This window comes from Moorena sp. SIO3E8 (assembly GCF_010692445.1).
In the GTDB taxonomy this organism is placed as follows: domain Bacteria; phylum Cyanobacteriota; class Cyanobacteriia; order Cyanobacteriales; family Coleofasciculaceae; genus Moorena; species Moorena bouillonii.
This window is the reverse complement of sequence record NZ_JAAHHM010000029.1, coordinates 1-24,125: the sequence shown is the minus strand read 5'-3', so window position 1 is coordinate 24,125 and position 24,125 is coordinate 1. Positions and strand designations below refer to the sequence as shown.

Sequence of the window (24,125 nt, the reverse complement as noted above, 5' to 3'; positions counted from 1 at the left end):
ATAAAATTAAGAGCTGTTATTTTTCCAGACTTTTATTATAATCTAAATTTAGAAATAGCAGTACGCTTCCAATACTTGTTCCAATTAAAATAAATTCGGAAATTAAAATTGAGAGAAATAAAACACTTATAGAATTAATAAAAGGGATTGTATTTAAGACTTGGTTTAATATACGTTGTAAGCCAAAACCACTAAATAAAACTAAAAGTAAGAATAAGAATACTCTCCACCAATTCCCCTTTACTATAGTGCGACTATATTTAAAAGCTGCTTTTCCTTTTTGACCTCGAAGAACAAAAGCATAAATACAATATCCATTGTTAACAAGATAAATAATACCTGGGACAACCAATAGAAATAAACGTAAAATGAAAGCAATACTAAGTCTAAAATTCAAATTAACCAAAGTTCCTATATCTGCAAATATTCGACTCATTAACGTCTTAAATCGAGTTTCTTTTTTTAAGAGAAAATTTTCTGTCGCTGCCGCCACCGACATACTATATATTGAACCAAAAACAAGTAAATAAAAACAAATATACAGAAAATAAACTAATATCAATATCAAGTTAAAATTTTGTGTAATAGTATAATTTATAAGAAAAATAATTGGTAGAGATGAAGGAAGAATTAATGCACAAAATAATGTCAAATGTAATTTGATGTTTTTTAAATATATTTCATGCCCCAACACCAGGATTTCTACTAATCCAAGCTTTTTATTCTTGATTTCTGAGATTATACTCATACTTTTATACTCGATTAAAGATAATTTAAGATGATTAATAACTATAAAGTTTAATTTATTTTTGTGTTATTTAAAGACAAAGCGACTCGAAACCCAATTGTAAGAATCCTGTTTTCAGGAGGAACACCATTGCGATAGCCAGAACGACACACATTTGGACTCTCAATCCAAGACCCACCTCTAATCACTTGATGGGATACTCTATAATTAGTTATTCTAGCGGTTCCGTCTACCGGTGCATCAATATAGTTATGATACCAGTGGTCAGCACACCACTCCCAGACATTACCATGGAGGTCCTCTAGTCCAAAGCCATTAGCTGCTTGATGAAAGCCAACTTCCGTTGTCTGTTTACTCGATTTACCCTTTGGTCCAAAACGGTATTTTTCAGTGCTGTCATAAGTCGCTACTTTGGGAGAAATAGTTTCACCAAAGTGAAAAGGAGTAGCTGTGCCAGCACGACAGGCATATTCCCATTCTGCTTCACTGGGTAAGCGATAGGGTCTACCTGTTTGTAGTTGCAAGCGCTCAAAAAATTCAATTGCCTCGAACCAAGTAACCCCTTCTACTGGCAGCTTTTCACCTGGGAAGCGTGAGGGAGCAGGTGGTAAGTCAATCATAACTTTATCGTTCCTGGCAATAGCTCCCCACTGGGCTTGAGTCACAGGAAACCTACTCAGAAAGAAGGGAGCAACGTTAACTAGATGTTGGGGTTGTTCTCGATAGTCCCCCTCTTTCTTTGGTGAACCCATTTGAAATTCCCCTCCTGGGATCTGTACCATTTCCAATACAGTATTCTCTCCCAGTTGTTCATAAAAAACCTCTGCTTGACCCCGGCCACGATTGATCAGCCATTGTGAACCCGATCCCATAAATCTAGGTTGTTGAATCAGTTCAGCCGTTTCAAAATCCAATGGATGTAAAGACGGAGGAGGGACTTTTACAGTATTAATATTCCAAACTGAATCCTCAAATTCTGGAATAGGTAAAGTAACTCCTGCTACAAGTAGGCGATTATGGTGGGTTGGCAACTGGTCAAACTTAGATGCTGCTCCTTGTTCATGGCCACGAGCCAAATCCCGCATCCCTTGAAGGTAGATCAATAAATGCTCGAATCGCCCTTCCCTGAGGGGAGCAGCCAGTGTTTCTGCTAGCTTAGACATTCGCACCCACTCTGTTTTTTGAGCTAGACTTAATTGGGTCAGTTGTAAAGCCAAGTCACGAGCTGCTGCTTCAGGGTCAATATATGCTAGGGCAGTCCACCGTTGAGCTTGGGCAATAGTCCGAACAGAATTCTTGGGACTATTGAGTTGTAGTTTTATATAAGCCAGCAGGAAATGAGCTAGCATTTTAATGCGCTGATGATTATTTCTGTTAAATCGAGGGTTACTGTTGAGTTGCTCTAGCAATACATTTCGTGTTTCCGGCTCCATCTCGTATAGCTCATGTCCCACTTCATGACACAGAGGGGATAGTAGTAAGTCTGCCACTGCTATCCAGGGGATGTTTAAATTGTCACCTTGTATATCTTGCTGAAAGTTAGCCCACAGACAATAGAGCAAATCAGGTGTCAGAGCAATGGGAAACGCGGCATGATAGGCAAAATACAGATGTGGGTCACCAAATTTATCCCTAAAGGATTGAATTCTTTGGATTATATCTGTAGATACACTAGGCTGAGTCATACTATAATATTTCTCAATTGGGTGAATTACTTTGTCCTCGGTTTTAGGGAGCAGGGAGCAGGGAGCAGGGAGCAATAAATAAAATTTAGGGCGTTGCTGAATTAAGGAATGAATGCGCGATAATCTGGTTTTATTAAAGCCCCCGTTGGTCCCCCAATTCTGATACTGCTGGCGAATTTAACATTTAGTAATATCAGCCTGAAGACAGCAGTCTTTATAGCCCCCCAACCCACAATTCTGGGGGAGCATGAACTTAAAGTTACCCATCTGCTACTCTTGTGTAAAGAAATATTAATTTCGCCAACGGTATCAATTCTGGGGGACTTGTCTTGATGCAGTCGCTCATGGGGTAAACCACGGCAGTCGCTCATGGGGGAGACCCCCAAGACCGCGCTGCCTCCCCAAGACCGCGCTGCATCGCTTGAGAGTTTTGTTCCCCCCAAAATTGGGGGGCTAGGGCGTGTTTTCAAAGTTTTCCGCAAGATTATGATCCCCCCCAGCCCCCCTTAAAAAAAGGGGGGAGCCATAGTCAAAGTCCCCCTTTTTTAAGGGGGATTTAGGGGGATCTCCGAGGCAAGAAGACACACCCTAGGGGGGCGAAACCATACCCATAATCAGCAACGCCTACGATTTTCCTAATTTTTGATCCCGTCCACGCAATGTCTCGATGGCTTGATAAAGTCCCTGACGATTAACTTCAAACATAGGAACTAGCTTGGCAATTTCTTCAGCAGTGGTGGATTCCCAACGGTCACTGGGAAAAGGATTAAGCCAAGCAATGGGAGGTACATAGTGTTTTAACTCCTTCAGAAAAAATTTGGTGCGACGACGACGCCTAGAACTAAACTGTCCACGAGCAGCCCCGGCATCACTAAATATTAAGCAAACTACTCGTGTTTTTGGCAGTTGTGACAGACAATCTTCAATTGGTACGGCTTCTAGGTGGTATGGATCTTGGTAAAGATAGTCACTGGGACAGTTATGGAAATAGTAAACCCTGACCTGATTAAAACGTCCACCTCTTGAGGCTGTATCGACCAGTGCTTGTGAAAAGTGATTAAAAGGCACCATCGAGCCATCTTGATCGATCAGCAATAAAAGCTCTATCTTATTAATACGACAAGGCTTTAGTACCGGATTGAGTAGAATACCCTGTTGTCCAATTTGATCTATGGTTGCTTCCAGGTCTAGTTCCGTTGGTACCCCCTCTCCCATTAAATGTCGCAGATAGCGCCACCCCTGCTTCATTTGCCGATAGGTAATAGGAAGATGGTTATTTATAATCAGGAAAGTCTCTCCCAGCTGAGTGTTAGGCTGTTGGATTGCTTTGGCAACTTGTATTTCGTCAAATAGGGTCTGAATAACTTGAGGGGAAAGTTTAGCTATCGGTAAATTTGTCAGATCTTCAGTATCTTCCTGATCAGAAGCTCTAATTTTTTTTCGCAGACTTATTTTTTTGACAACAATCATTAGTATAGTCAGCCATCCTGTCATTATAATCCCAAAAAAAATAACTAAATAAATAATAGCAATAAGCGGATGTAAAGGCTTTTCAGTATTATCTTTTTTGGGATAATCAGTCATAGGATCTTTGGGATTATCAAAATTACTATTATCTTTATCTTCGGTATCATTAATAGTAAAATTAGCAATGTCTTGTGGAATAATTTTTACTTGCCCTTGAGGGTTAGTCAATTGGAAAGTAATTGGCTCATTACCCTCGTAACTTTTGTCATCTAATATAGGAATAGGTACTTCCTGAACTCCAGATTTCCCATCAGTGAAGGTGACAGTGATAGAAGTTTCTTGAAAGTCCTTCAATGAGGCTCTTATTTTTATCCAATCATCGTCGCCTTCATCTATCAATAATTCCCAAAACTTAACTGATTTTCCTAGATAATAATCATCTGTTTCATCAATAATAATTGTTGCACTAACCTCACCTCTACTGCCACCAGTACGAGCAATTAGAATTTTGGGATTTTTGTCATTCTCTTGTATAATGGCAAGGGAGTTAGAGAAGGTATCAGTCTTAAAGCTTAAGGTTCCAGGATTTTCTGGCAGTGGTTTTGGCCGTAGTAAAGGAATAAAAGGAATAACGATAGCTGTTACTAGGGCAGCAATAACTCCCAAAATAATGTATCGAATCCCTCGAACAGGTTTCCCATTTTTGGTATTGGCATTACCGAGTCGTGAGTTATCTACAATCCTTTCTTGATATCGACTTGCTTTCGTAGTACTTGGTAAAACGTGTTGTCTAGTATCTTCGGGGATTAACTGGTCAAAATACTCTTGAAAGATAAGTTGCTCCTGTTCAGATTTAACCCAAAGGGTGGAACACAGTTGAGCTAAGGCATTGCGGTCATCCTTACCGAAACCACGATCCACTGCTTGGAGCAACAGGTGATATTCCTCTAACCCTAAGGGTAGTCCTGCTTCTCGGAGACGATTGAATAACTCTAGCAGTGCTGGCTCATTCATTCCCTATCCTCACTTAGCCTGAGATAACTAATATGTGCTTCCCAACTCTTTAGCAACACTTCTAAATAGGGAAGCGGTTTTTGGGATAATTTTTGTAATGCCTCTTCCAGAGTATCTTGCTTTAGAGCCTGAATCCAATCCAATAACTCACTGGTACTTACTTTTTTCCCAGCTCTTCCGGTTTCCTCTTCCATTAATTCACGCAATTCTAAAAATCGGGAAACGGATTCTTCGGTCAGTTGATCGGCAATATCGGGAAATCTAGCTTTGACAATATCCACAATCTGCTCGAATTTAGGAAATTTAACATAGTGGAATAAACACCGGCGTAGGAAAGCATCCGGTAAATCCTTCTCATCATTACTAGTTATAAAGACAATCGGTGCCGCTTTGGCACTGATTTCCATTTCTTTATCATCGACTCTAACTTCTTCAACTTTAATAATTTGTTCCTCAAGTTCTAGAAGCAAGTCATTGGGGAAATCAATATCAGCTTTATCAATTTCATCAATCAAGACCACCGTACGTTTGTCATTATTAAAGGCTCGTCCCAATGGTCCCAGACGCACATAGGAGGTTGGGTCATCAAATCGTTGCTTTTCTGCCTGTGTCAAGGAACCAGATGCCGCCAATTGAGCATCCCGCAACCTGCCCACCGTATCATAAGTATAGAGTCCATCTTTGGCTCGGCTAGTTGATTTGATATACCAAGCCTCGAAAGGCAGTCCTAACTCATAGGCTACTGCGATCGCTAATTTGGTTTTACCACATCCAGGCTCACCCCTTAGCAGTAGTGGACGCTTTAAGTAAATCCCTAAATTCACTGCGTCTATTAATTCTTTGCTAGGAAGATAGGGATAAATTAGTTTGCCCTGATAGGTTTCTCCAGGGGTTTTGGGTTGAACTCGACCGGTGTATTTAGGATAATTTTTATTTACAGGCGAAACCATTTTTCCTCCTGGTCATACCAATTACAGCCGCAGAGCTCACAAATTTTACGAAACGTAGGCTCTGGAATGCCTTTCTTTGCCAACAGTATTTTAACAGTTTCCTCTTTATCATCGGAAAGACTCTCTGGTAAATGGTCTTCTTGGTGATCGAGCCAAGTTCTAATGGTTTCGCGACAAAAGGGGATAATCTCTGGCAATTCAAAGGGAAGTCTAGTTTTCAAATCAGGTTGGTAATCAGTGACAAAACCAATATTCCATGACCTTACCATTCCTTGATAATCTAGAAAAAAGATTAACAACTTAAAGTGACTTGGTTGATGTTGGGATATCCTTTGAACTAGCCCAGTCCATAAATTATCAATTAAATCTCTTAAATTTTCTTCAATAGATTCATCGACATTGTTAAAACAGATCAAAACATGCTGGGATTGCCATAACTTTAACAGTCCAGTCACAATCTCACCAGGAGAGCTTTCTTCTGCTAAACTAATTCTACCTGCAAATTCTTCCCAAATACTGGACATATCAGTCCTTAATGATCTTCTGTGTAAATCAATAACTATCTTTTTATATACCAAGTCTTGGGCAACCTTAAATGCTAATCGATTCGCTAACCATCCTTGACCATAGTTATGATAATTACCATGAATGAGAAATGCACCATGAGATTCTTGATGGGTGTTGAGAATTTTTTCAAATAGCTGTTGTTGCTGCCAATACCCCAACTTTAGCAAAACTTTATATAAGGTATCAACGTTTTGAGGTTTCTTTATAGGCTGAGAATTATTTCGTCTATTATAATTAGATATTTTCTCCTCTAAATCATCAAGTTTTTCTTCTATTTTATTTATCTCTTCTTGACATTTTTTAATATCATTATCAAGCTTAAATTCCTTTTCCGTATCAATTTCAATATAGTAGCTTTTCCTGAGCCTCTTCAACTTTTCGCGTAAAATTTGATAGATGTCTTCCAAATCTTCTCGTTCTTCCTCCCAGCGTCTAAATGAGGGCATTGGTCACTCTCAAGATTTAGTCTAAGATAGTAGTTTTCCACCTTACTCCTGATTTTAACTGGTACAGTCGGGAATTAAGGCTTCTGGCCAATAAACTAGAGGATATTTTTCCAAAGGCATCAAGGGTTGCGAATGAGATCCACCTTTTACCTAACCCATGTCAGGCTCAATACTGCTGACCCAATCCTAATCTGATGGCTTACTTTTTGGTTAGAGTTTGCCAATACCTGCTTAGCCTGATCAGCTTGTTTTATTTTTGTCATTAACTCATCTAACTTCAGTGCTCGCTGTCGTAGATAATAAACCAGAACATCATGCACCAATTGATAGCGGTCAGCAACAGGCTCCGGTACCTTAACCACTAAGCCCGACTCTACTAAAATCCTTAACACCAACTCTAATTTTTCAGCTTCTGTTCCTAAATGATTAGCTAACTCACCCTTGGTCTTCAGTGGACGATTGCATTTTTCATCGGTTAGTAAATATAGCACCAGTTCCGCCACCTGCTGATTTTCTGGTCCACAATCTTCCACTACTCCAGTCAAATACCGCGCCATCAATCCTTGCTTTGAACCCCGTTCCCAATAGTGTTCCAAGGTAGTAATACTTTCCGCCTGCAATTGCGCTCCTACTATCTGCAATTCCATGGGACGTACTTCCGAGAACTCCCCAGCTAAATCCTGTACCAATTCTTCAATCAAAGCTGGTTCCAGGTAACAAGACGATTGTTTAGTTACTTGCTCAATCACGGACTTGGCATCATCTCGGGAAAAATTCCCTAGAGGATAGCGCACATGCTTACTCAATATGTCATGGCCAATAATGTCCATACTGGCCATGGGATTAACGCTACCCGACCATGGTGCGCGTTCGCATTCCAGTAAATAATGGAGATAATCCTCCCGCATCGACAGAATCACCTTCACTGAAGGACTAGTAAGACACTCTCCTAGGAATTCAAAAAATTGCCGTCGCTCAGCTTTATCCCGGTAAACAAAGAAAAAGTCTTCAAACTGGTCAAAAATCAGTACTGTCCGCAAATTGTGCTGTTCATTTTGCTGCAATTGCTGTATAATACTATCTGGACTTTGTAGAGATGTTCCATGCAATGTCTCTATATTTATTCGGTTTAATCCCTCTGCCAATAAGCGTCCCAATTCTTCTACCCAATTGGTATAGACTGCCATCACTACAGGCAACACCTCTTCTGTACCAATCACAGTCTGTTGCAACCCTGGTACTAATCCCCCATTAACCAGAGAACTCTTGCCCACCCCCGATTCCCCATGAATCACAATTAGCTTGTAATCATTGCTTCCAATCCGTTCAAGCAATCGATTGACATCCTGCTGTCGCCCAGACGCTGCAATTTCTAGCGCTATAGTTTCTCGATTTTCCTCCTCCAGGGGTGCAAGGGGTTGCGCTCCGATTAAATTTGTTGGCAACCCCACCAACCTGATCCGTTGTCGTGGCTGTAATCCACCAGCACCAATAAATCCTCCCCAACCATACTGTTGCCCTAGGGATTGTTGATATTGCTTAAGTTGGAAAGCTTGGAGATACTGCCCCTGCTGGAAATAAAGGGAACGTAATGCCTGCAAAATCCGACTGTAAAACCGAGGATTATCCTCAGGTGCAATAACTCTTGCCTGTTCTAGATGTTGGAGTGCCGCTTCAGGGTGACCCAGCCGTTGCTCAGATTCAGCTAACAGTAGTAGATACAGACTCGTTTGAAGTGAGTGCATGGTCTGGAGTGCATTGTCCTGAATGCTGACTCCTGAGTTACAAGCGTTTTCAGATGAATTGACCTCACTACCTTTAGCTGCAAGCCCCCTAAATCCCCCAATTCTGGGGGACTTTAACTCAATTTCCCCCTCCGGTGCGCTTTCCGTAGGCGAATTAAATTCGCCACGGGTCGCACCGCAAAGTTGGGGGGCTAGGGGGGCGAAATTTGCTGTAAGAGATGGTTTTGTGCCCTCTATGCCTTCTGTTTCCTCTGTGCCCTCTTGTGCCACACCAGAGGAAACTGTCCCTATAGTGTTTAATGCTTTCTGAGCATTTTGCTTAGCCTCTTGCCAACGAGATTGGTTAAGAGCCACTTCTGCTAAAAATCCGTAAGCCTGGGCTTTTAGTGGTCCGAGACCTTGCGCCCCTAATAGGATTTGGCGTTGCTGTAACCCTAGGGCATTGTGAGCCAAGTGATACAAATCATCCCAATCCTCTAGACGTTGCATCACTTCACCTAGTTGATTGATAAACTTCGTGACTAAATCATGACGATTCAACTGCTCAAACCGATCAAGACACTGCTGGAATAATCCTCTAGCATCGTTCCAATAGAGATAGTTTTCTGGTTCCCGAGACTTTTCCCCTTGCTGGAAATAACACAACCCAATGTAAAACAGGACAATTCCCTGACGCTCCAGGAATTGCTGATCAGAAACGGTCATCTCATTGACCGTAGTATCATTGCCGTTTTCTAAGTTATTTAGATCTGCTAAATTATCTAAATCTGCTAAATTATCTAGATCTGCTAAATTATCGAAATTAGATGAACAAACATTATTCCCACTCTCCCCATCTCCTGATTTCGTGATCTCGTGATCTCCCGATCTCTGAGTCTCTGTTTGAGCTGGTTGCCAAAATGCCAAACTCTGCTCATAGTGAGTTACTGCACTACCCAACTGATAGTTAGCATAAGCCTCTTGACCGCGAAGGAATTCTATACTAGCTTTGAGAGCAGGTTCAAGGGTTTCACCGCGATTCTGTAAATCCTTTAGAGCAGCATCAATTTCCCGGTGACCTAGAATACCTATATCAGTAGGGACAAAATATGCTATACTATTCGATTTTAAAATATAGTCAAAGATAGCATCGGTAGTCTCTTGGAGTTCAGTAATTAAGGTTTCTGTTGCGTTCGCAAATTCTATCGGTGTCCCCAAACTCTCGAAATCTGGAGCAAACTGGATCAGTTGCTGCTGAACGTCATCTGTAATCCATAACACTAAGGGGAAAGGAAGATTTTTCTGAAACTCTTCGAGCACTTGATTAGTAACACTCAGCATCTGTGCTAGATTCTGCACCGATTCTAAGCCCAACACCATCACAGCAGTAGGGCGTTGTTCTCCCAGTATTGACCGAATGGTGTCATAGAGCAGGTTGTCCGATGGCTTAAGGGTTAGGGTATTAATGTCAACCGAGCAGAGTGTTGGTAATTGCGCTACCAAACGGAAACGCACCCTGATATAATTACAGCGGGCTAAAATCAGCTTGAACTGTCCCTGAGAGGCTTCTACTGCCGACGCCAGTTTTTTCAGGGAATGCTGATTTTCAGTTGCGATCGCATTAGATTTGTCCATCGACCAATGTAGGGTCTTCCCGCCATTCAAGTAGCCATCTTAAGTGTCAACTGTAACATCCAAACTCCAAAAAGGGACGCCAAGGGCGAACAACCGTCAACCACCGATTGCTAGGATAACTGTTGCAAAGCCAGTCACATTCAGACGGTCTTCGTTATAGAAGGCAGTACGTACTACTAAATCGAGATAAACTCTGGGGCGTAATTGCCCTTGCCAACTAATCGAGTCACCCCCTTGGCGGTACGGAGACTCTCCGGTCGGTAATCCACCCAACTGCGCACCTTTTTCGGTTTTGCCGGTATAACTCAAAGTGGTTCCAGGAATTGTTTCTCCCTGCTTGACTCGGTATAACACTGGAACCTTGTAAACCACTAGACTGGGGTTTGTTTTGTCCGGTACCTGCGGTACCCAACCAGGTTTAGAAGATACCCCATCTACCGTTAGACGAACAGTACCACCAGCCTGTAGGCGTTCCTCAGTATAAACTAATACCCGCTGGTTGAGACCCATTTCGACTCCCCTCAGGGGAATTCCAGTCCAGTCTAGAGAGTCACCACTGCGCTTGAATGCACGCTGTCCATTGATCAACACTTCAGCAGTTTTATCCCCCGTCCTACTGATGTACCGAATATCAGTCCCTGGTATCAATGAACCAGCTTTCACCTCCTGGGTAACTGGTCCTTTGTAGACCAAGGTAGAGTTTGACCGAGGCTGACGTTCCAGTAGAGTGCAACTAGTCGTCGTAGGGACAACAGCCAACAGCACCGTTGTGGCAATTAGTAAACGTTTAAGCAAACTCAGTGCTGAGTTTTGAGTGCTCAGTCCATTGTCTTGAGTGCATTTTCCGGCGTTGCTGAATAATGGAATGAATTTAAGAGTGAGGTAGAATGGGCATCTTGGTGGAACTGGCATCTTGCCAGTTTCATGCTTATTTCGCGCGGGCAGGATGCCCACTCTACTCCTATTCATTACTTGATTCAGCAACGCCCATTTTCCTAAGTGGTAAGACGTGCTCAAGACTGAATCACCTAGTCTATGGTCAGCTCTTGCAGTGTAGGATCTGTTTTCCAAGTCAGGTTTCATGTTTAGCCTCTTTTACATGCAAGCTTGCCCCCTGATCTTCCCAGAGATAAGGGGGGATACCCTTTTGCTTGTCTTAATTCCTACTATAGCGATTACCAAAACCTATCTGGCTTGGTTAACATCAAATTGGTCACCATTTCCGGAGTAAGGGCTTCATCAAACAAGAATCCTTGTCCATAGTCACATCCTAAATATTGCAAAATATCCTTTTGTTCTTGGGTTTCTATCCCCTCAGCAATTACCTTAATTTTTCGTTTTTTAGCTAGATTTACAATCGCTTATACCGTATGCAAATTTTTGCAATTTGGTTTTTTTTTGCTAATAAAAGAACGATCAATTTTAAGAATATCTATCGGCAAATCAAGATAGGGAAAAGATGAGTATCCGGTGCCAAAATCATCGATACACAACTGTATATTTCTGTCTTTGAGTTTCTGTAAGATAGTGGTAGCAACTGAGGCATTATCCACCAACACACTCTCAGTAATTTCCAGCTTCAAGTTAGCCCCACTCAATTCTAACATGGTGCAGATTTGGTCAATCTGCTCAATCAGCTGAGGTTGCTTGAGTTGAATACCAGACAGATTGACACTGATACTCAAAGAAGAATAATCAGGAAACTGGTCTTGCCAAAAGCTTAACTGTTTGCAGGCTTCCCGCAAAATCCATTCCCCAAGGGGGATAATTAGTCCTGTTTCTTCTGCTACCGGAATAAACTCACTAGGACTAACCTTGATGCGAGTGCGGTGCTGCCACCTCGCCAAGGCTTCAAAACCAATAGTTTTACCCGTTGTCAGGGACACAATGGGTTGATAATTCAGATGCAATGTTTCGTATTTAATTGCCTGTTGTAAGTCGGTTTCTAACTGTAGTCGCTCAATAGCTCTCTCTTGCATACTAGGATGAAAAACCTCTGAGGAGCCAATACCTTCTAATTTGGCATAATACATCGCCGTATCTGCCGCTCGCAGCAAATCTTTCGGTTGCTTATAACCCATGGTACTCAGGACAATACCAATGTAGCAATTAGAAGACACGACTCGCCCATTGAGTTCAAATGGGATGGAAATCTCCTGATGGATACGCTCAGCGTTCTCTTCCACCTGAGCTAAGTCTTGGATATTCGAGAGCAAAATCGCAAATTTATTCTCTCCCATCCGTGCCACTATATCCTGATCACCGATGCATTCCTGTAAGCGTTGAGCAGTAGCAACTAGGAGTTGTTCACTGAGTAGATCACCTAGACTATATTGGATAATTCCGTAGCGACTAAGAGTCAGAGATAGCACAGCAAATACATTATCCTTCTGATTATCCTTCTGAGTGTTTCCAACAATTGGTTCATCCCAGCAAAGAGTTGGTAGAATCGGGTATGCCATCGGTAGACATTTGCGATTGTGAGTTGGTTGTACTGGCTTAAACCACTGGCGCAGGTAGTATAAAAACAATGTCCGATTAGGCAAACCGGTCAATTCGTCATAAAACGTCAGGTCTTCTAACCTCTTGATTGCCTTCCGGTAATTTTTGCGCACCTTTGCTTCTCTTAACTCCCGCTCCACCGCCGGAACTAATCGTGCTAACTGGTGTTTAAGGAAATAGTCATGGGCTCCCGCTTTCATAGCAGCGATTGCCATATTTTCCTTAATCGAGCCGGAGACGATAATAAATGGTAAGTCTAACCCTTTTTTTTGTAAGAGGAGTAAGGCACCAATGGCGCTAAACTTAGGCATGAAGTAATCCGCAATCACAAGATCCCACCCTTTATTATCCAGGGCTTCGTTCATTGCTCCTGGTGCTTCCACTCGTTGATAAATTGCTTCGTAGCCACCATTTTTTAGTTCAACCACCAGTAACTCAGCATCATCTTCTGAGTCTTCGACAATCAAAACTCGCAGTGGTTTATTCATAGATTTATCCTATCTATTCATCAATAAGTTTCTACTTGATTAGAAAGATTGTGTATTAGGAGATAAGTAATATCATAATACTATAAATATAACTAGCTTTAGTTTACCTAATTTTGATGTACTCAATGGGCAAAATTTGATGATTAGACATGATACATAATTCAGAAATCAGGACAATAATTTAGCAAGGTTAGTGAGAGGTTCAAGAACAATTAGTAGATTCCCAAGCCAATTTATTTGAAAAATTCCTGCAAAATCAATGATTCTGACTGGAAGCTCCTGACTGGAAGCTCCTGACTCTGATGATAGTTGCTTATGTCAGGTAATTTTAGGTTGAATCCCAACCGATAAATGGCTTATCCTCAAGTCTCCAAATACCACGAACTTAGACTAGAACTAGTGAAAACAATTGAACTATCCTCCGAGTCAAGCACAGGGGATTATAATTGGTTATAAGAAAAGCAGGTTTTAACTACCGACTTTAGTATAGGTGCGCTTTCCGCATTAAGAATTAAATTCGCCACGGGTCGCACCTCCTGTTGACCTTCCTAAACATTTAGTGGTTTGTAGTGGGGATTATCCTTGAAATCTTTGCAACGTTGACCATAGGTAACCTTAATACTCTTGTGTTTTCGACCAACTCGGTACATGTCATAAGCATCAAAGTAAGTGTAATACTGACAATTTTCGTTTAGAAGTCTGTCTTACTGCCTACCAAGCCTGCTTGTACAGCAGGTTGTTGGCTTGTTCACACCAGAAAACAAGGAGGCCATTAGTTTCATTGGGTATGTTCCCAGACAAGAATCCAGATAATACTATTTTCTTTGTCTCGTATTGCACTAGTTATACCACCTCCTAATCACAAACAAAGTAGACCAGGGGTGTGCATCCCCTAACTTGTTTTCATGCCCCGCACCAAGCATTGGGTCAAACAAGCTGCGATTTATTTAAATTTAATTCCTAACAGCTTAAATTGCCTAAGCGCCGTAATTACCTTAGCCATCTTAAAGCCTGTATTATCATAAAAATGAAACACATGGCTGCCATTTTGCCATTTTTATGTTTGCACAGATATCATCAATTGTAATTTAACTATTGCTAATCATTATATCAGTAGTGATTGCAATAGTTTTCAGGTGTGGAGGAGACAAAGCAATGGTGTTATTATAGCGAATAATTTGTGAAGGGTGGAAGGGTAAAATAAAACGTTGCTCCTTGTTCAATTGCACTTTTAGCCCAAACTTTGCCACTATGTCGGTGAATAATACGGTTTACAGTAGCGAGTCCAATGCCATTGCCAGGAAACTCGGCTTCGGTGTGCAAGCGTACAAAACGGATAAATAATCTGTCAGCATCAGCCATATCAAAGCCAGCTCCATCATCCCGGACAAAATAGGCGATCGCTTGATCACTGGTTTGCTCTTGCCCCTCTGTCTGAGGAGCGGACAATGGGCAAACTCCAAATTCAATCCTGGCTTGGGGATGATGGGATGTGTATTTCCAGGCGTTGTGGAGTAGATTCTGTAAAACAATCCGGAGCAACCTACTATCTCCATAGGCCTGAATTCCTTTGGCAATGACCCATTCCAAGCTCCGTTCAGGTTGGGTTTGTGTGAGTTCTAACCTAATTTCGGCAACCATCTTGCTCAAATCAACCTGCTGGTAGTGCATCGGGTCACCGCTAACTCTGGAAAGCTCTAGCAAATCGTCAATGAGTTTCCACATATGCTGACTGTTAGCAGATATACGTTGGAGATAGTGTTGTGCTTTAAGATCCAACTGGTGATGATAGTCCTTTGATAGAACCTTAATAAAATTCTTAATCCTTCGTAGTGGAGCGCTTAACTCGTGGGATACTGAATAGGCAAATGCTTCTAGTTCGTGATTTGTGGCTTCTAGTTGAGCAGTGGGCTGATTAACTCCGTCTAGCAGCTGTTCATTCGTAGCCAACATTGTTGCTGGTTCTAGCACTTGCAGCAAACTATTTTGTGTAATGATACCTGTCGGTCGTCCACTATTCTCTACAACTGGTAGATGGCGAATCCGATGTTGCCGCAATCGAGACAGTAGCTTGACTATATTCTCCACATTCTCGACTTCAGTGGCTGGTAGTGTAATTAACTCTGTGGTCATCACGTTAGCGATCGCTAGTCCAGAAAGCCCAATCCCTTCGACTATGACCTTTAGCAAATCTCGCTCAGTAAAAATGCCTACTAATGACAGTTGGGACTGGACGAGTACGTAACTAGAGTCCAACTGGATCATGTGGGCAATTGCCTCTGTTACTAGAGTTTCGGGAGATACAATCAGAGGATCCCTATTAATTGCTGCGTCTAGGTTCAAATACATCGGGTAAAAGTGTAGCACAAATTTCAACAATCTAGCAGTAGGAAGTGGTGAAATTATAGCGATTGTGATCAAACAAATTCATTCCAAAATGGCGAAAAATTTAAATTTAACTAGTCAAGATAGAGGGAAATTTTTAGTTTTCCCCCTCCCTCTTACCCTTTCACCAGAATTTTAACCAACTGCGCCAGTAAATTAATCAGCAAATTAATACCCTGTCAGCATTCAGCATATGCGCATTCGCGCACGCTACGCGAACAGAATTCAGCCATTCCTAATCAGCCCTTAGCTACAAGTAATCTTGAATCAATCAACCTTTAAGAAAGAACATTCTCGCCCGAATACTTATGTACTAGCATCAGGTACTCGCATCCAGACCCAAATACCTAAGTGTGGGTAGATTTTAGCTTACTACTGAGGAGCTGATCCCTAAAGGCTTACCGTTTGGCTCAAAATGACTAGGTTTTTTGTTAATAATTGACTGTTCACTGCTGACAGTAAAGGTCATATAGTATTTCCAAATAAATCATGAAATTCAATGCTGATTTGTCATAAAAGCAAAAAATACTTGGAGCTCTTTCCTACTGTTACCTACCCCCCTTATTAAGGTTAGGAGAGATTCCTGTACCCTTTTTCAATCAATCCTAGTTTCACATCTCACCTGAAAACCCTATAGACTGTGAACAGTCAACAACCAAACTATTACGTTTATTTTTACCGTCCCACTTACTGGATGACGATACTGCTATACTAGTATGGATTTCTTGAACAAGACTTCCCTGGCTAGATAGTCATTAGTTATTAGTCCAGTTATTCCTCCATTGTCGTCAACAAGAAGTTTTCTGGTCTTTAGCAATAACTAATTCCCAAAGACTAATGACTAATGATTAATGACTAATGATTAATGACTAATGCTATAGCCAACGACTAGCAATTGGCATCCGCCAGCCAGTACCAAAGGCGCGGTCAGTAACCTTTAAGCCTGGCGGGGCTTGTCGGCGCTTAAATTCAACACGAGCGACTAGTCGGATGATTTTGTTAACCACTTCGGGCTGATGACCTGCATCAATAATTTGCTCCGGGGCTTGGTGCTGGTGGATCAGTCGCTCCAGAATATCATCTAGGATATCGTAGGATGGCAAGGAATCTTGGTCTACTTGACCAGGTTTTAATTCAGCGCTAGGGGGCTTGATTAGAATGTTAGAAGGAATAATTTCTGTTTGGCTTAAAAGTTGTTCCCCTTTGGCGTTCGAGTCGGTTAGGTTAGCCGGTTGAAGCTGATCAGCTTGAAGCTTAGAAGAGGAGTCTGAAGGTTCAACATTGAGCGTACTAACCTGCAACTTCTGATTAACCTGGGACTGCTCTGCCCTAGAATTTAGCCACCGACATAGGGAGTAGACCCGGGTTTTGGGAACATCGGCAATTACAGCTAATCCACCATTCATATCACCATAGAGGGTACAGTAACCCACTGCCATCTCTGACTTGTTGCCAGTAGAGAGCAGGAGATAGCCAAATTTATTAGCGATCGCCATCAGTAAGCTGCCCCGAATTCGGGATTGAATATTCTCTTCAGCCACACCGAACTCTGTCCCAGCAAATAGAGAGGCTAAGGTTTGGTCAAACCCTTCCATCAAGGAACCAATGGCTAGGGTATGAGTCTTAATACCTAGGTTTTGTGCTAAAGAGAGAGCATCTTTGACGGAGTGGTCAGAACTGTACGGAGAAGGCATCAGAATCCCCAAAACATTGTCTGGTCCTAAGGCGGCGGTGGCAATAGCAGCCACAAGAGCAGAATCAATCCCACCACTCAAACCAATTACGACTTTTTTAAAACCACACTTACGGGTGTAATCCCGGACTCCTAGGACTAAGGCTGACCAAATTTCTTCGTCTAGGCTGGCTGGGGCTGGTGCTATTGCTGCCGATGGTGGAGACTGTATAGTTGTTTCTGGTGGGGTGACGAGATCCTGTGTTTCTCGGTCATATTCCACAATGACTAAGTCTGTTTCAAAGGCACGGGCGCGACATAGCATCTCACCAGCCTGATTAAATGCTACACTACACCCATCAAATATCAGGTCATCATTGCCTCCTAGCTGATTGGCGTAGAGGATAGGTGTATGGTAACGGCTAGCGCTATGGCGCAACATTGCTTCCCGAGTTTTCTGTTTACCTGCGCTATAGGGTGAGGCGGACAAGTTTACCACTAGGTCTACACCCTGTTGAACTAAATCTGTGATCGGATTGACTTGATAGCTGCGTTTGCCCCAAAACTCTTCATCGTTCCACAAGTCTTCGCAAATGGTAACACCGATTTTAATTGGGGAGTGGGCATTCTCAGTTGTGATTGCTAATGGCTGGTCATCAATGGTGAAGGAATTACTCTCCCGTCCTGGTTCAAAGTAGCGGTTTTCATCGAAAACATCATAGGTGGGCAAGAGTCGCTTGTGAAAAATCTGCTGTACTTTTCCCCCCTCTAGTAGAGCAATGCTGTTATATAAAGGTTTGCCACCAGCAAGCTCTGCTTTGGTATTCCGTGTTACTGTGCCGACCAAAACAGCTAGAGACAATGGTAGCTGCTGAGCTAGTTGTTGCACTTGTGTAGTCATCGATTCTCGAAACTTGGGATTTAGCAGCAAATCTCGTGGTGGATAGCCACACAAGGATAATTCTGGTGTCAGCAACAGACGCACATCCTGACTCGCAGCAGTGTTGGCTACTTCAAGAATCTGTTGAGCGTTGCCTGTAATATCACCAATGGTGGGGTTGAGTTGAGCGATCGCAATCTTCATCATTTTTGCTTGTTTTTTATAGTTTATGCCATCTACTTCACACAATCTTTAGTAATCTGGCTTTGGTTAGTAATTAAATGCGAAAATATACAGTTGATATCGTTTTGTGTTTTTTTGTTTTTCTATAAAAAGTAACGGGTTCATGATTATTATTTTTTGTATTGATTGACTAGTTTTATTTTTTGAACAAGTTAGTAAATCAACTCCAAAGCTTGCGGCTGATGGATTTGATTAATTTATGGACACAAATAAATTTTAACAATTTCTAATTTTTAGAATCAGCTATGGGTCTCATTACGATAATTTCATTGTTATTAATATATTATTTTTATGATCGGCAATTATAAATTAATTATAAATTAATAACAAAAGTAAACATAAACGCAAACGTAAACGTAAACCCTAACGCAAACCTAATCCTTGATAGTGTAGATTCAAGTAATCAGAAATAAATCATGAACGTAGAAGAATTCGCAAACCGTTATCGAGAAGAGATTCAAAGTCTAGCCAACCAACTTCAAAATGCAGTTCTCGGACTGTCTCAGACAGAAGCAAAAATTGCTAAGATGGGACGCTCTATAGAGAACCTGAGCGAAATCGTTGAGGAATTTATCCTACAGCAGAATCAAAAAAACTAATTCCATGACTGATGATCACATTAATGTCAATGATTTCCCTAACAAAACTTACGGAACAACCCTATTTGTAGGGTGTGTTCTTAACGAAGCCTACTACTTAAACGAGTTTGTCACCTAGTTTTGCGTAAGTCCTGCCTAAGACTTCAAACTCCTATGATATCTGGTAAAATCGGTATTGTATACCACAAGAGTGTTTGGCAGGCGGCTCAACCTTGTGGCTCTGAAGACAAATGACAAAAAAAGCTGACTGGATATCAATTGGTTATTTCTTCCTCTATGGCTTGTTCTATTTCTCTGAGAAGCGCTGGTTTGACTAGATAACGACGAGCTCCTAGTCTTAGAGCTCGCTTTTTGTCTGCTGGGAAGGAGTAGGCAGAAAGGATAACTATAGGGATTGTTGCCCATTGGGATTTCTTGAGTTTTTCGATCAAGGTAAAGCCATCAACTTCTGGTAATTTGAGATCCAGCAGAATCAAGTCAGGTTGAAAGTCGGCGAGGTCTCGTTTAATGGTTAACCCATGGGGTAAAGCGCAAACGTCATACCCTTGCAACTGAAGGTATTCAGTGATAACTTCTCGATTAAAATCGTCATCCTCAATGAATAGGATTTTCTGAACCACAATTACAGATGTTTTTTCATTGCTACATAAATACCAACGGTTTATCCTTTAAACGAGCATATGCCTGCGCATCAAAGCGGTAAAAAAATCAGGGATCACCTGCTCCCTGAGACAATTATCAACTAGTGTCACCCAGGAATAATAGCTTTAAAAGACGACGGCTAAAATTATAATAATCCGAGATATTTTTCCAAAAAAATGTAGTGTACAGTTGATAAATAGTATAGATATTATTTAGGGTAAATACATCTCGGAACACCTCAAAGGAGACAGGATTGTTTGCCAATTTGTTGCGCAAATGCCGATAACCATAGTCCAAAATTGGATTATGGTCAAAGGGGACCTGCGGCACATGCTCGATGGAATACCAGGCAATACCACTGACATCATCTGTGTTGAATTTAGCTTCTTCTAGTCGCACTAGGGCAAAGTAACTGACGGATAGGTAACCCATGGCGTAGTGGTGGTTATAGGTAACCTCGACTCTAACCAATTTTGGTTGATAACGACCTAGTTCTCCGAAAGTGTACAGTTGCTCTAGGTTCACGTTGTTAACTCGAATTTTCTCTGCCCAAATCCAATCGCGTAGCGTGGCCATTCGCGTAGCGTGGCCTTTTGGCCAATCGGCAGCATGGTCTAATGATTCTCCGTGCCACACCAAGGTTCCTGGTAAACTCCATTTACCAAGGAAGGCTTCCTCTTGGAGTACCAAAAGGCGGCTTTGTTGGGTATCGACGGAAAAAATCACATGACCGGCCCCGACCTGGACGTTGGCTAGAGCTGGTAGTTTGACCTTTATATTGCTGCTTTGGGTCATTGGTACAACTGCTCTTGATGGATATAGTCCTTAACCAGAGGAGTCAGTGCTGTTGTATCACCATTCTCACGATACGCTGTAGAGGAAACTGATGGTACCGTAATATTAGCGATCGCTAATTGTGCTCCTAGATGCTTCAACTTTTCTAAACTAGCCTGATCTACTCCATATCCTGAACGAGGTATCACCAGCAACTGTACTTGTTTTAACAATTGTTCAATTTGATACCAACGGGGCATCTGACGGACTAAATCAGTACCAATCACCAGAGTCAAGTTTGCCTGTAATCCCCAGTGCTGTTTTACTAGTGCTATGGTTTCCAAGGTTCTCGGGCTACTCAAGTCGGGGCTGACACGGATCGGATTTTGATACGGGTCAATCTCCTCAATCAGTAACTTGAGCATGTGGGAACGTTGTTCGAGGGTGGTCTGATGAGACTTGAATGGATTATCTGAGGCCCAAACCACCACTTGGTCATAGTGATGGGATAGCCACTGGAGAATGGCTTGATGAGCACAAGTTGGGGGATCTGCACTGGTACCAAACAGGGCAATATTGACCATAGTTAGTTAAAAGTTAGTTAAAAGCTCAAAGGGGTTTGAGATTAGGTTTGCTAAACATGCATCTAGTGGGTGAAAAGCGATCTAAGCCTAGGGTTGGGTTTTAGCTTCAGAATTATAAAATTAAAACGCGTCACGGCTTAGGGTACACTCAAAGGAAACAGAATGCGATGGACGCGCGTCCCGCAATCGAGCGAACGCTTCAACTGCTACACGCTATATATAGCTTATTTGCTTCAGCCCTGATACCAATGGTGATAGCCCCCTAGTTGATCGACAAAAGTCCTTAAACTAGGAGGCATGACAGTTGGTACAATGGATAGAGCCTGAGAAATCCGGCAAATCAAATAGGATTTACCCAGAACTCCAACTGATCAGGACTTACCTAGTAACTCCCTTGAGTAGGGTGTGTTATTAACCCACCCTACTAAGCTGTCGCCTATTTAACTTGTCTATTTTTGAGTAAGGGGGAAATACTCTACAATCCTCTCCCCTTGACGATTCAATTTATAAATCAATTAGATGTAAAGGCGACCGATATATGCCTGATATAGATGCCTGACAGCTGACTTACCCCTCTTCCCGCTGTTCCATCTGTTCCATCCCACCACCAATCATCTCTCTAAAAGTGCAACGCCCCTCAAACTGTGGGAGTTTCAACCGCCCGTTCGCTTAGCGTGGCCAAACGCGCCCCGCGTGGCCCATTCGCGTAGCGTGGCCAATAGGCCAAGGCCAAGGCCAATCAACTGCTGCGATCTCACCTCCATTGCCTAGGCCCTATTGTTTCAAAATAAACACCGGATCCTGAAAGTTTAATTCAATGCCCTCCTGGTCAAAGAAATCCTTGATCATTTTACGAAGCACTAGCTTAATCAGGCGGTGCTTTCCAGGTTTAACTTTGGTAACGGTTCTTATGGACAGATCAAAATCCCCAAAGTCCTCGATTCCATCCACCTTGGTCGGTTCAATTACCTCGGAATACTTCTCTTTTAACTGGTGTCCCACCTTTTCGATCACCCTGTACACATGATCCAGGTCAGCATCATATTCTATGCCAACTTCCACTACAGCATAGATATAGTCCTTGGAGTAGTTGGTAATTGAGCCAATATCCCCGTTCCGAATAATATGCATTTGACCATTGAAGTGTCGAATACGGGTAGTTCTCAGTTCAATCGCCTCCACAATCCCCTCGGCTTCCCCTGTTTGGATATAGTCACCTACCAGGTAGTAGTTTTCAAAGAGAATAAAGAATCCACTAACCATATCGTTAATGAGATTCTGCGCCCCAAGACCGACCGCTAGCCCCACAATGCCAGCACCCGCTAGGATTGGGGTGGCGTCAATTTCTATGGTATCGAGGATCAATATACCCGAACCGAAGTAAATCAAGTACTTCAGTAAACTCTCTAGTATGGGAATAATCGTTAACCGCTTCTTTCGCTGCACATCAGTCAGCTTCGGGGACCTAAGCAGTGCTTCTTCGAGGAACAAATTGGCGATCACGATCAAGCCACGACTCAGGAAGATGATACCGATAATTTTGACAGCTTTCGATCCATAGGTGGCTAAGTTAGCAATTATCTCTACTTGCTCAACCACCAGGGTGGCCATGGTAACATAGATTATATATTCTAGGCACCCCTTAAAGAAAGGAATCCGATGCCTGAGATTGCTATAGAATCGCAGGATATTATCAGGGCTAGAGTATTGAACAGTCAGGTTGTCTATGCTATCGATAATGACCACGATGGATCTCAGAATGAGCAACCCGATTCCAATAATCAGATAGATGTTAAGAAGAACGTACAGATACTTAGTTGTGGATTCTGGCACTTTCAGAAACTGGGTACACCAGATTAGGGAAAGCAGCCAGAGTCCACTGGTAAGGATTTTGGTTAAGTAACTGAACAAATCCTCAATGCTTTCATCACTAGCAGTGATTTGTTCTAGTTTCTTTGCCCGAACGCAGCCATAGTTGAGCAAACGCTGCAAGGGTTTCATGGCGAACGCAACTAGCATCAGAAGGCAGATGCATTTGCCTAACCCAGTGCCAAGGGTTATCCAGAATCCTTTGGGAATATTGCTCACTAACTGGAGTGTGTATTCCTTGAGGTCTTTCCCGCGATAGATCAGCCAACCGTTGCCACCAACAATTAGAAGGCATAGCACTATACAACAGATAACGATCAGCGCCTGGAGGTTCTGGCGGAGGTTTCTAGCATTGCTGTTCACCTTTTGGAACCAAGCAACTCTGATCAGTTGCTTGAATAGTCTACCCACCAGCCAGTTGACTAGACAGAAAACTACGATGACCAGGCTGACTTCAGCCAAGATAATAATTATGTTGTTCACTTAACAAATTAGCTCAACCTTTCAGTATAATACAATACTTTACTTAGTAAATATAAATTATATTCTTAACTACAATTAAATTGATACCACTACAGGAAGGTTCATCCACCGCCTCATAGCCAGAAGTTGATGAAGGTTTCAAAAGGTTTTTCTTGACAGTGTTCCATGGACAGGAGACCTCTAGGTCGATCTGCGCCATTTGATCACAACTTGAGCTCAGATCATCACTTGAGTTTATTTAACTATTTAACATTTATTTCATAATTAATCCCTGTTGTTACTTATGCTTCATAAGCTTTGCTTAAAAGGTTTAATGGTGTATTGTTTTATTTAATGAAAGAATTAAACAAGTATCTAAACCTGGAAAAGCGAACATTCAGATGAGAGCAACAGAAGTTAACCCTTCCAAAGCTGACGGCTGAGAAGCTGATAGATGAATAGTTCCCACCTATTAGTTTATTGAATTTATAGCACGGAAGTGCCGGTGATATCCCTGAGGATCTTACCTAAAGCAATTGCTATGGCTCTATTACAGAAAATAGGGAATAGGGAATAGGGAATAGGGAATAGGGAATAGGGAATAGGGAATAGGGAATAGGGAATAGGGAAAAAATTATGTCTACCTCATTAATATCAGAACCGCTATACTACTCCTAAATGATAATAGAGAAAGCCTCATAAGTGCCTAAATTAGGCATAGTAAATAATCGATATTCAATAAATAATTCAAATAATTTCTTAGTGAGCTTGAAAGATTGACATCGTTGA

Annotated in this window: 13 protein-coding genes and 2 pseudogenes; 1 reads left to right on the top strand and 14 read right to left on the bottom strand. The window is 41.9% G+C overall.

The features are described 5' to 3' along the window. Nucleotides 1-16: 16 nt before the first annotated feature. The 10 genes and pseudogenes from F6K46_RS15145 to F6K46_RS15100 form a co-directional block, all read right to left on the bottom strand. Nucleotides 17-748 carry a hypothetical protein gene (locus F6K46_RS15145; RefSeq protein WP_293053896.1) on the bottom strand — a complete coding sequence of 244 codons (732 nt, stop codon included), beginning with the start codon at nucleotides 746-748 and terminating at the stop codon, nucleotides 17-19. Nucleotides 749-798: 50 nt separating this feature from the next. After that, on the bottom strand, nucleotides 799-2,433 hold the full coding sequence (locus F6K46_RS15140) for a formylglycine-generating enzyme family protein (RefSeq protein WP_293053893.1): 1,635 nt from the start codon (nucleotides 2,431-2,433) through the stop codon (nucleotides 799-801). Nucleotides 2,434-3,057: 624 nt separating this feature from the next. Continuing rightward, nucleotides 3,058-4,914, bottom strand: coding sequence for a hypothetical protein (locus F6K46_RS15135; protein ID WP_293053890.1), 1,857 nt, complete (start codon nucleotides 4,912-4,914; stop codon nucleotides 3,058-3,060). After that, the gene (locus tag F6K46_RS15130) at nucleotides 4,911-5,864 is read right to left on the bottom strand and encodes a MoxR family ATPase (protein ID WP_293053887.1); all 954 of its coding nucleotides are present in this window, start codon (nucleotides 5,862-5,864) and stop codon (nucleotides 4,911-4,913) included. Before F6K46_RS15130 ends, F6K46_RS15135 begins: the two co-directional genes overlap by 4 nt. After that, on the bottom strand, nucleotides 5,849-6,838 hold the full coding sequence (locus tag F6K46_RS15125) for a hypothetical protein (RefSeq protein ID WP_293053884.1): 990 nt from the start codon (nucleotides 6,836-6,838) through the stop codon (nucleotides 5,849-5,851). Before F6K46_RS15125 ends, F6K46_RS15130 begins: the two co-directional genes overlap by 16 nt. 185 nt (nucleotides 6,839-7,023) lie before the next feature. Further along, on the bottom strand, nucleotides 7,024-10,236 hold the full coding sequence (locus F6K46_RS15120; RefSeq protein WP_293053881.1) for a hypothetical protein: 3,213 nt from the start codon (nucleotides 10,234-10,236) through the stop codon (nucleotides 7,024-7,026). 96 nt (nucleotides 10,237-10,332) lie between these two features. Further along, nucleotides 10,333-11,148: a hypothetical protein gene (locus F6K46_RS15115; RefSeq protein WP_293053879.1), complete on the bottom strand. Its 816-nt coding sequence runs from the start codon at nucleotides 11,146-11,148 to the stop codon at nucleotides 10,333-10,335. Nucleotides 11,149-11,411: 263 nt separating this feature from the next. Further along, nucleotides 11,412-13,226: pseudogene (locus F6K46_RS15110) on the bottom strand (EAL domain-containing protein). Nucleotides 13,227-14,390: 1,164 nt separating this feature from the next. Further along, the gene (locus F6K46_RS15105; protein WP_293117133.1) at nucleotides 14,391-15,575 is read right to left on the bottom strand and encodes an ATP-binding protein; all 1,185 of its coding nucleotides are present in this window, start codon (nucleotides 15,573-15,575) and stop codon (nucleotides 14,391-14,393) included. Nucleotides 15,576-16,486: 911 nt separating this feature from the next. Continuing rightward, nucleotides 16,487-18,367: an NAD+ synthase gene (locus F6K46_RS15100; RefSeq protein ID WP_293054012.1), complete on the bottom strand. Its 1,881-nt coding sequence runs from the start codon at nucleotides 18,365-18,367 to the stop codon at nucleotides 16,487-16,489. A gap of 455 nt (nucleotides 18,368-18,822) precedes the next feature. Between F6K46_RS15100 and F6K46_RS15095 the strand changes: the two genes are divergently transcribed. Then, nucleotides 18,823-19,005, top strand: coding sequence for a hypothetical protein (locus F6K46_RS15095; protein WP_293053873.1), 183 nt, complete (start codon nucleotides 18,823-18,825; stop codon nucleotides 19,003-19,005). Nucleotides 19,006-19,259: 254 nt separating this feature from the next. Here F6K46_RS15095 and F6K46_RS15090 read toward each other — a convergent pair whose 3' ends face one another. From F6K46_RS15090 to F6K46_RS15075, 4 genes and pseudogenes are all read right to left on the bottom strand, one after another. Beyond that, nucleotides 19,260-19,625 (bottom strand): response regulator, encoded by a 366-nt coding sequence (locus tag F6K46_RS15090; RefSeq protein ID WP_008179375.1) that lies wholly within the window; start codon nucleotides 19,623-19,625, stop codon nucleotides 19,260-19,262. A 22-nt stretch (nucleotides 19,626-19,647) separates the two neighbouring features. Next, nucleotides 19,648-20,223, bottom strand: a pseudogene (locus F6K46_RS15085) (NUDIX hydrolase). Between the two features lie 215 nt (nucleotides 20,224-20,438). Then, nucleotides 20,439-21,005 carry a nicotinate-nucleotide adenylyltransferase gene (locus F6K46_RS15080; protein ID WP_293053868.1) on the bottom strand — a complete coding sequence of 189 codons (567 nt, stop codon included), beginning with the start codon at nucleotides 21,003-21,005 and terminating at the stop codon, nucleotides 20,439-20,441. Between the two features lie 774 nt (nucleotides 21,006-21,779). Further along, entirely contained in the window at nucleotides 21,780-23,357 is a 1,578-nt protein-coding gene (locus F6K46_RS15075; RefSeq protein WP_293053865.1) for a mechanosensitive ion channel family protein, read from the bottom strand. Nucleotides 23,358-24,125: the final 768 nt, after the last annotated feature.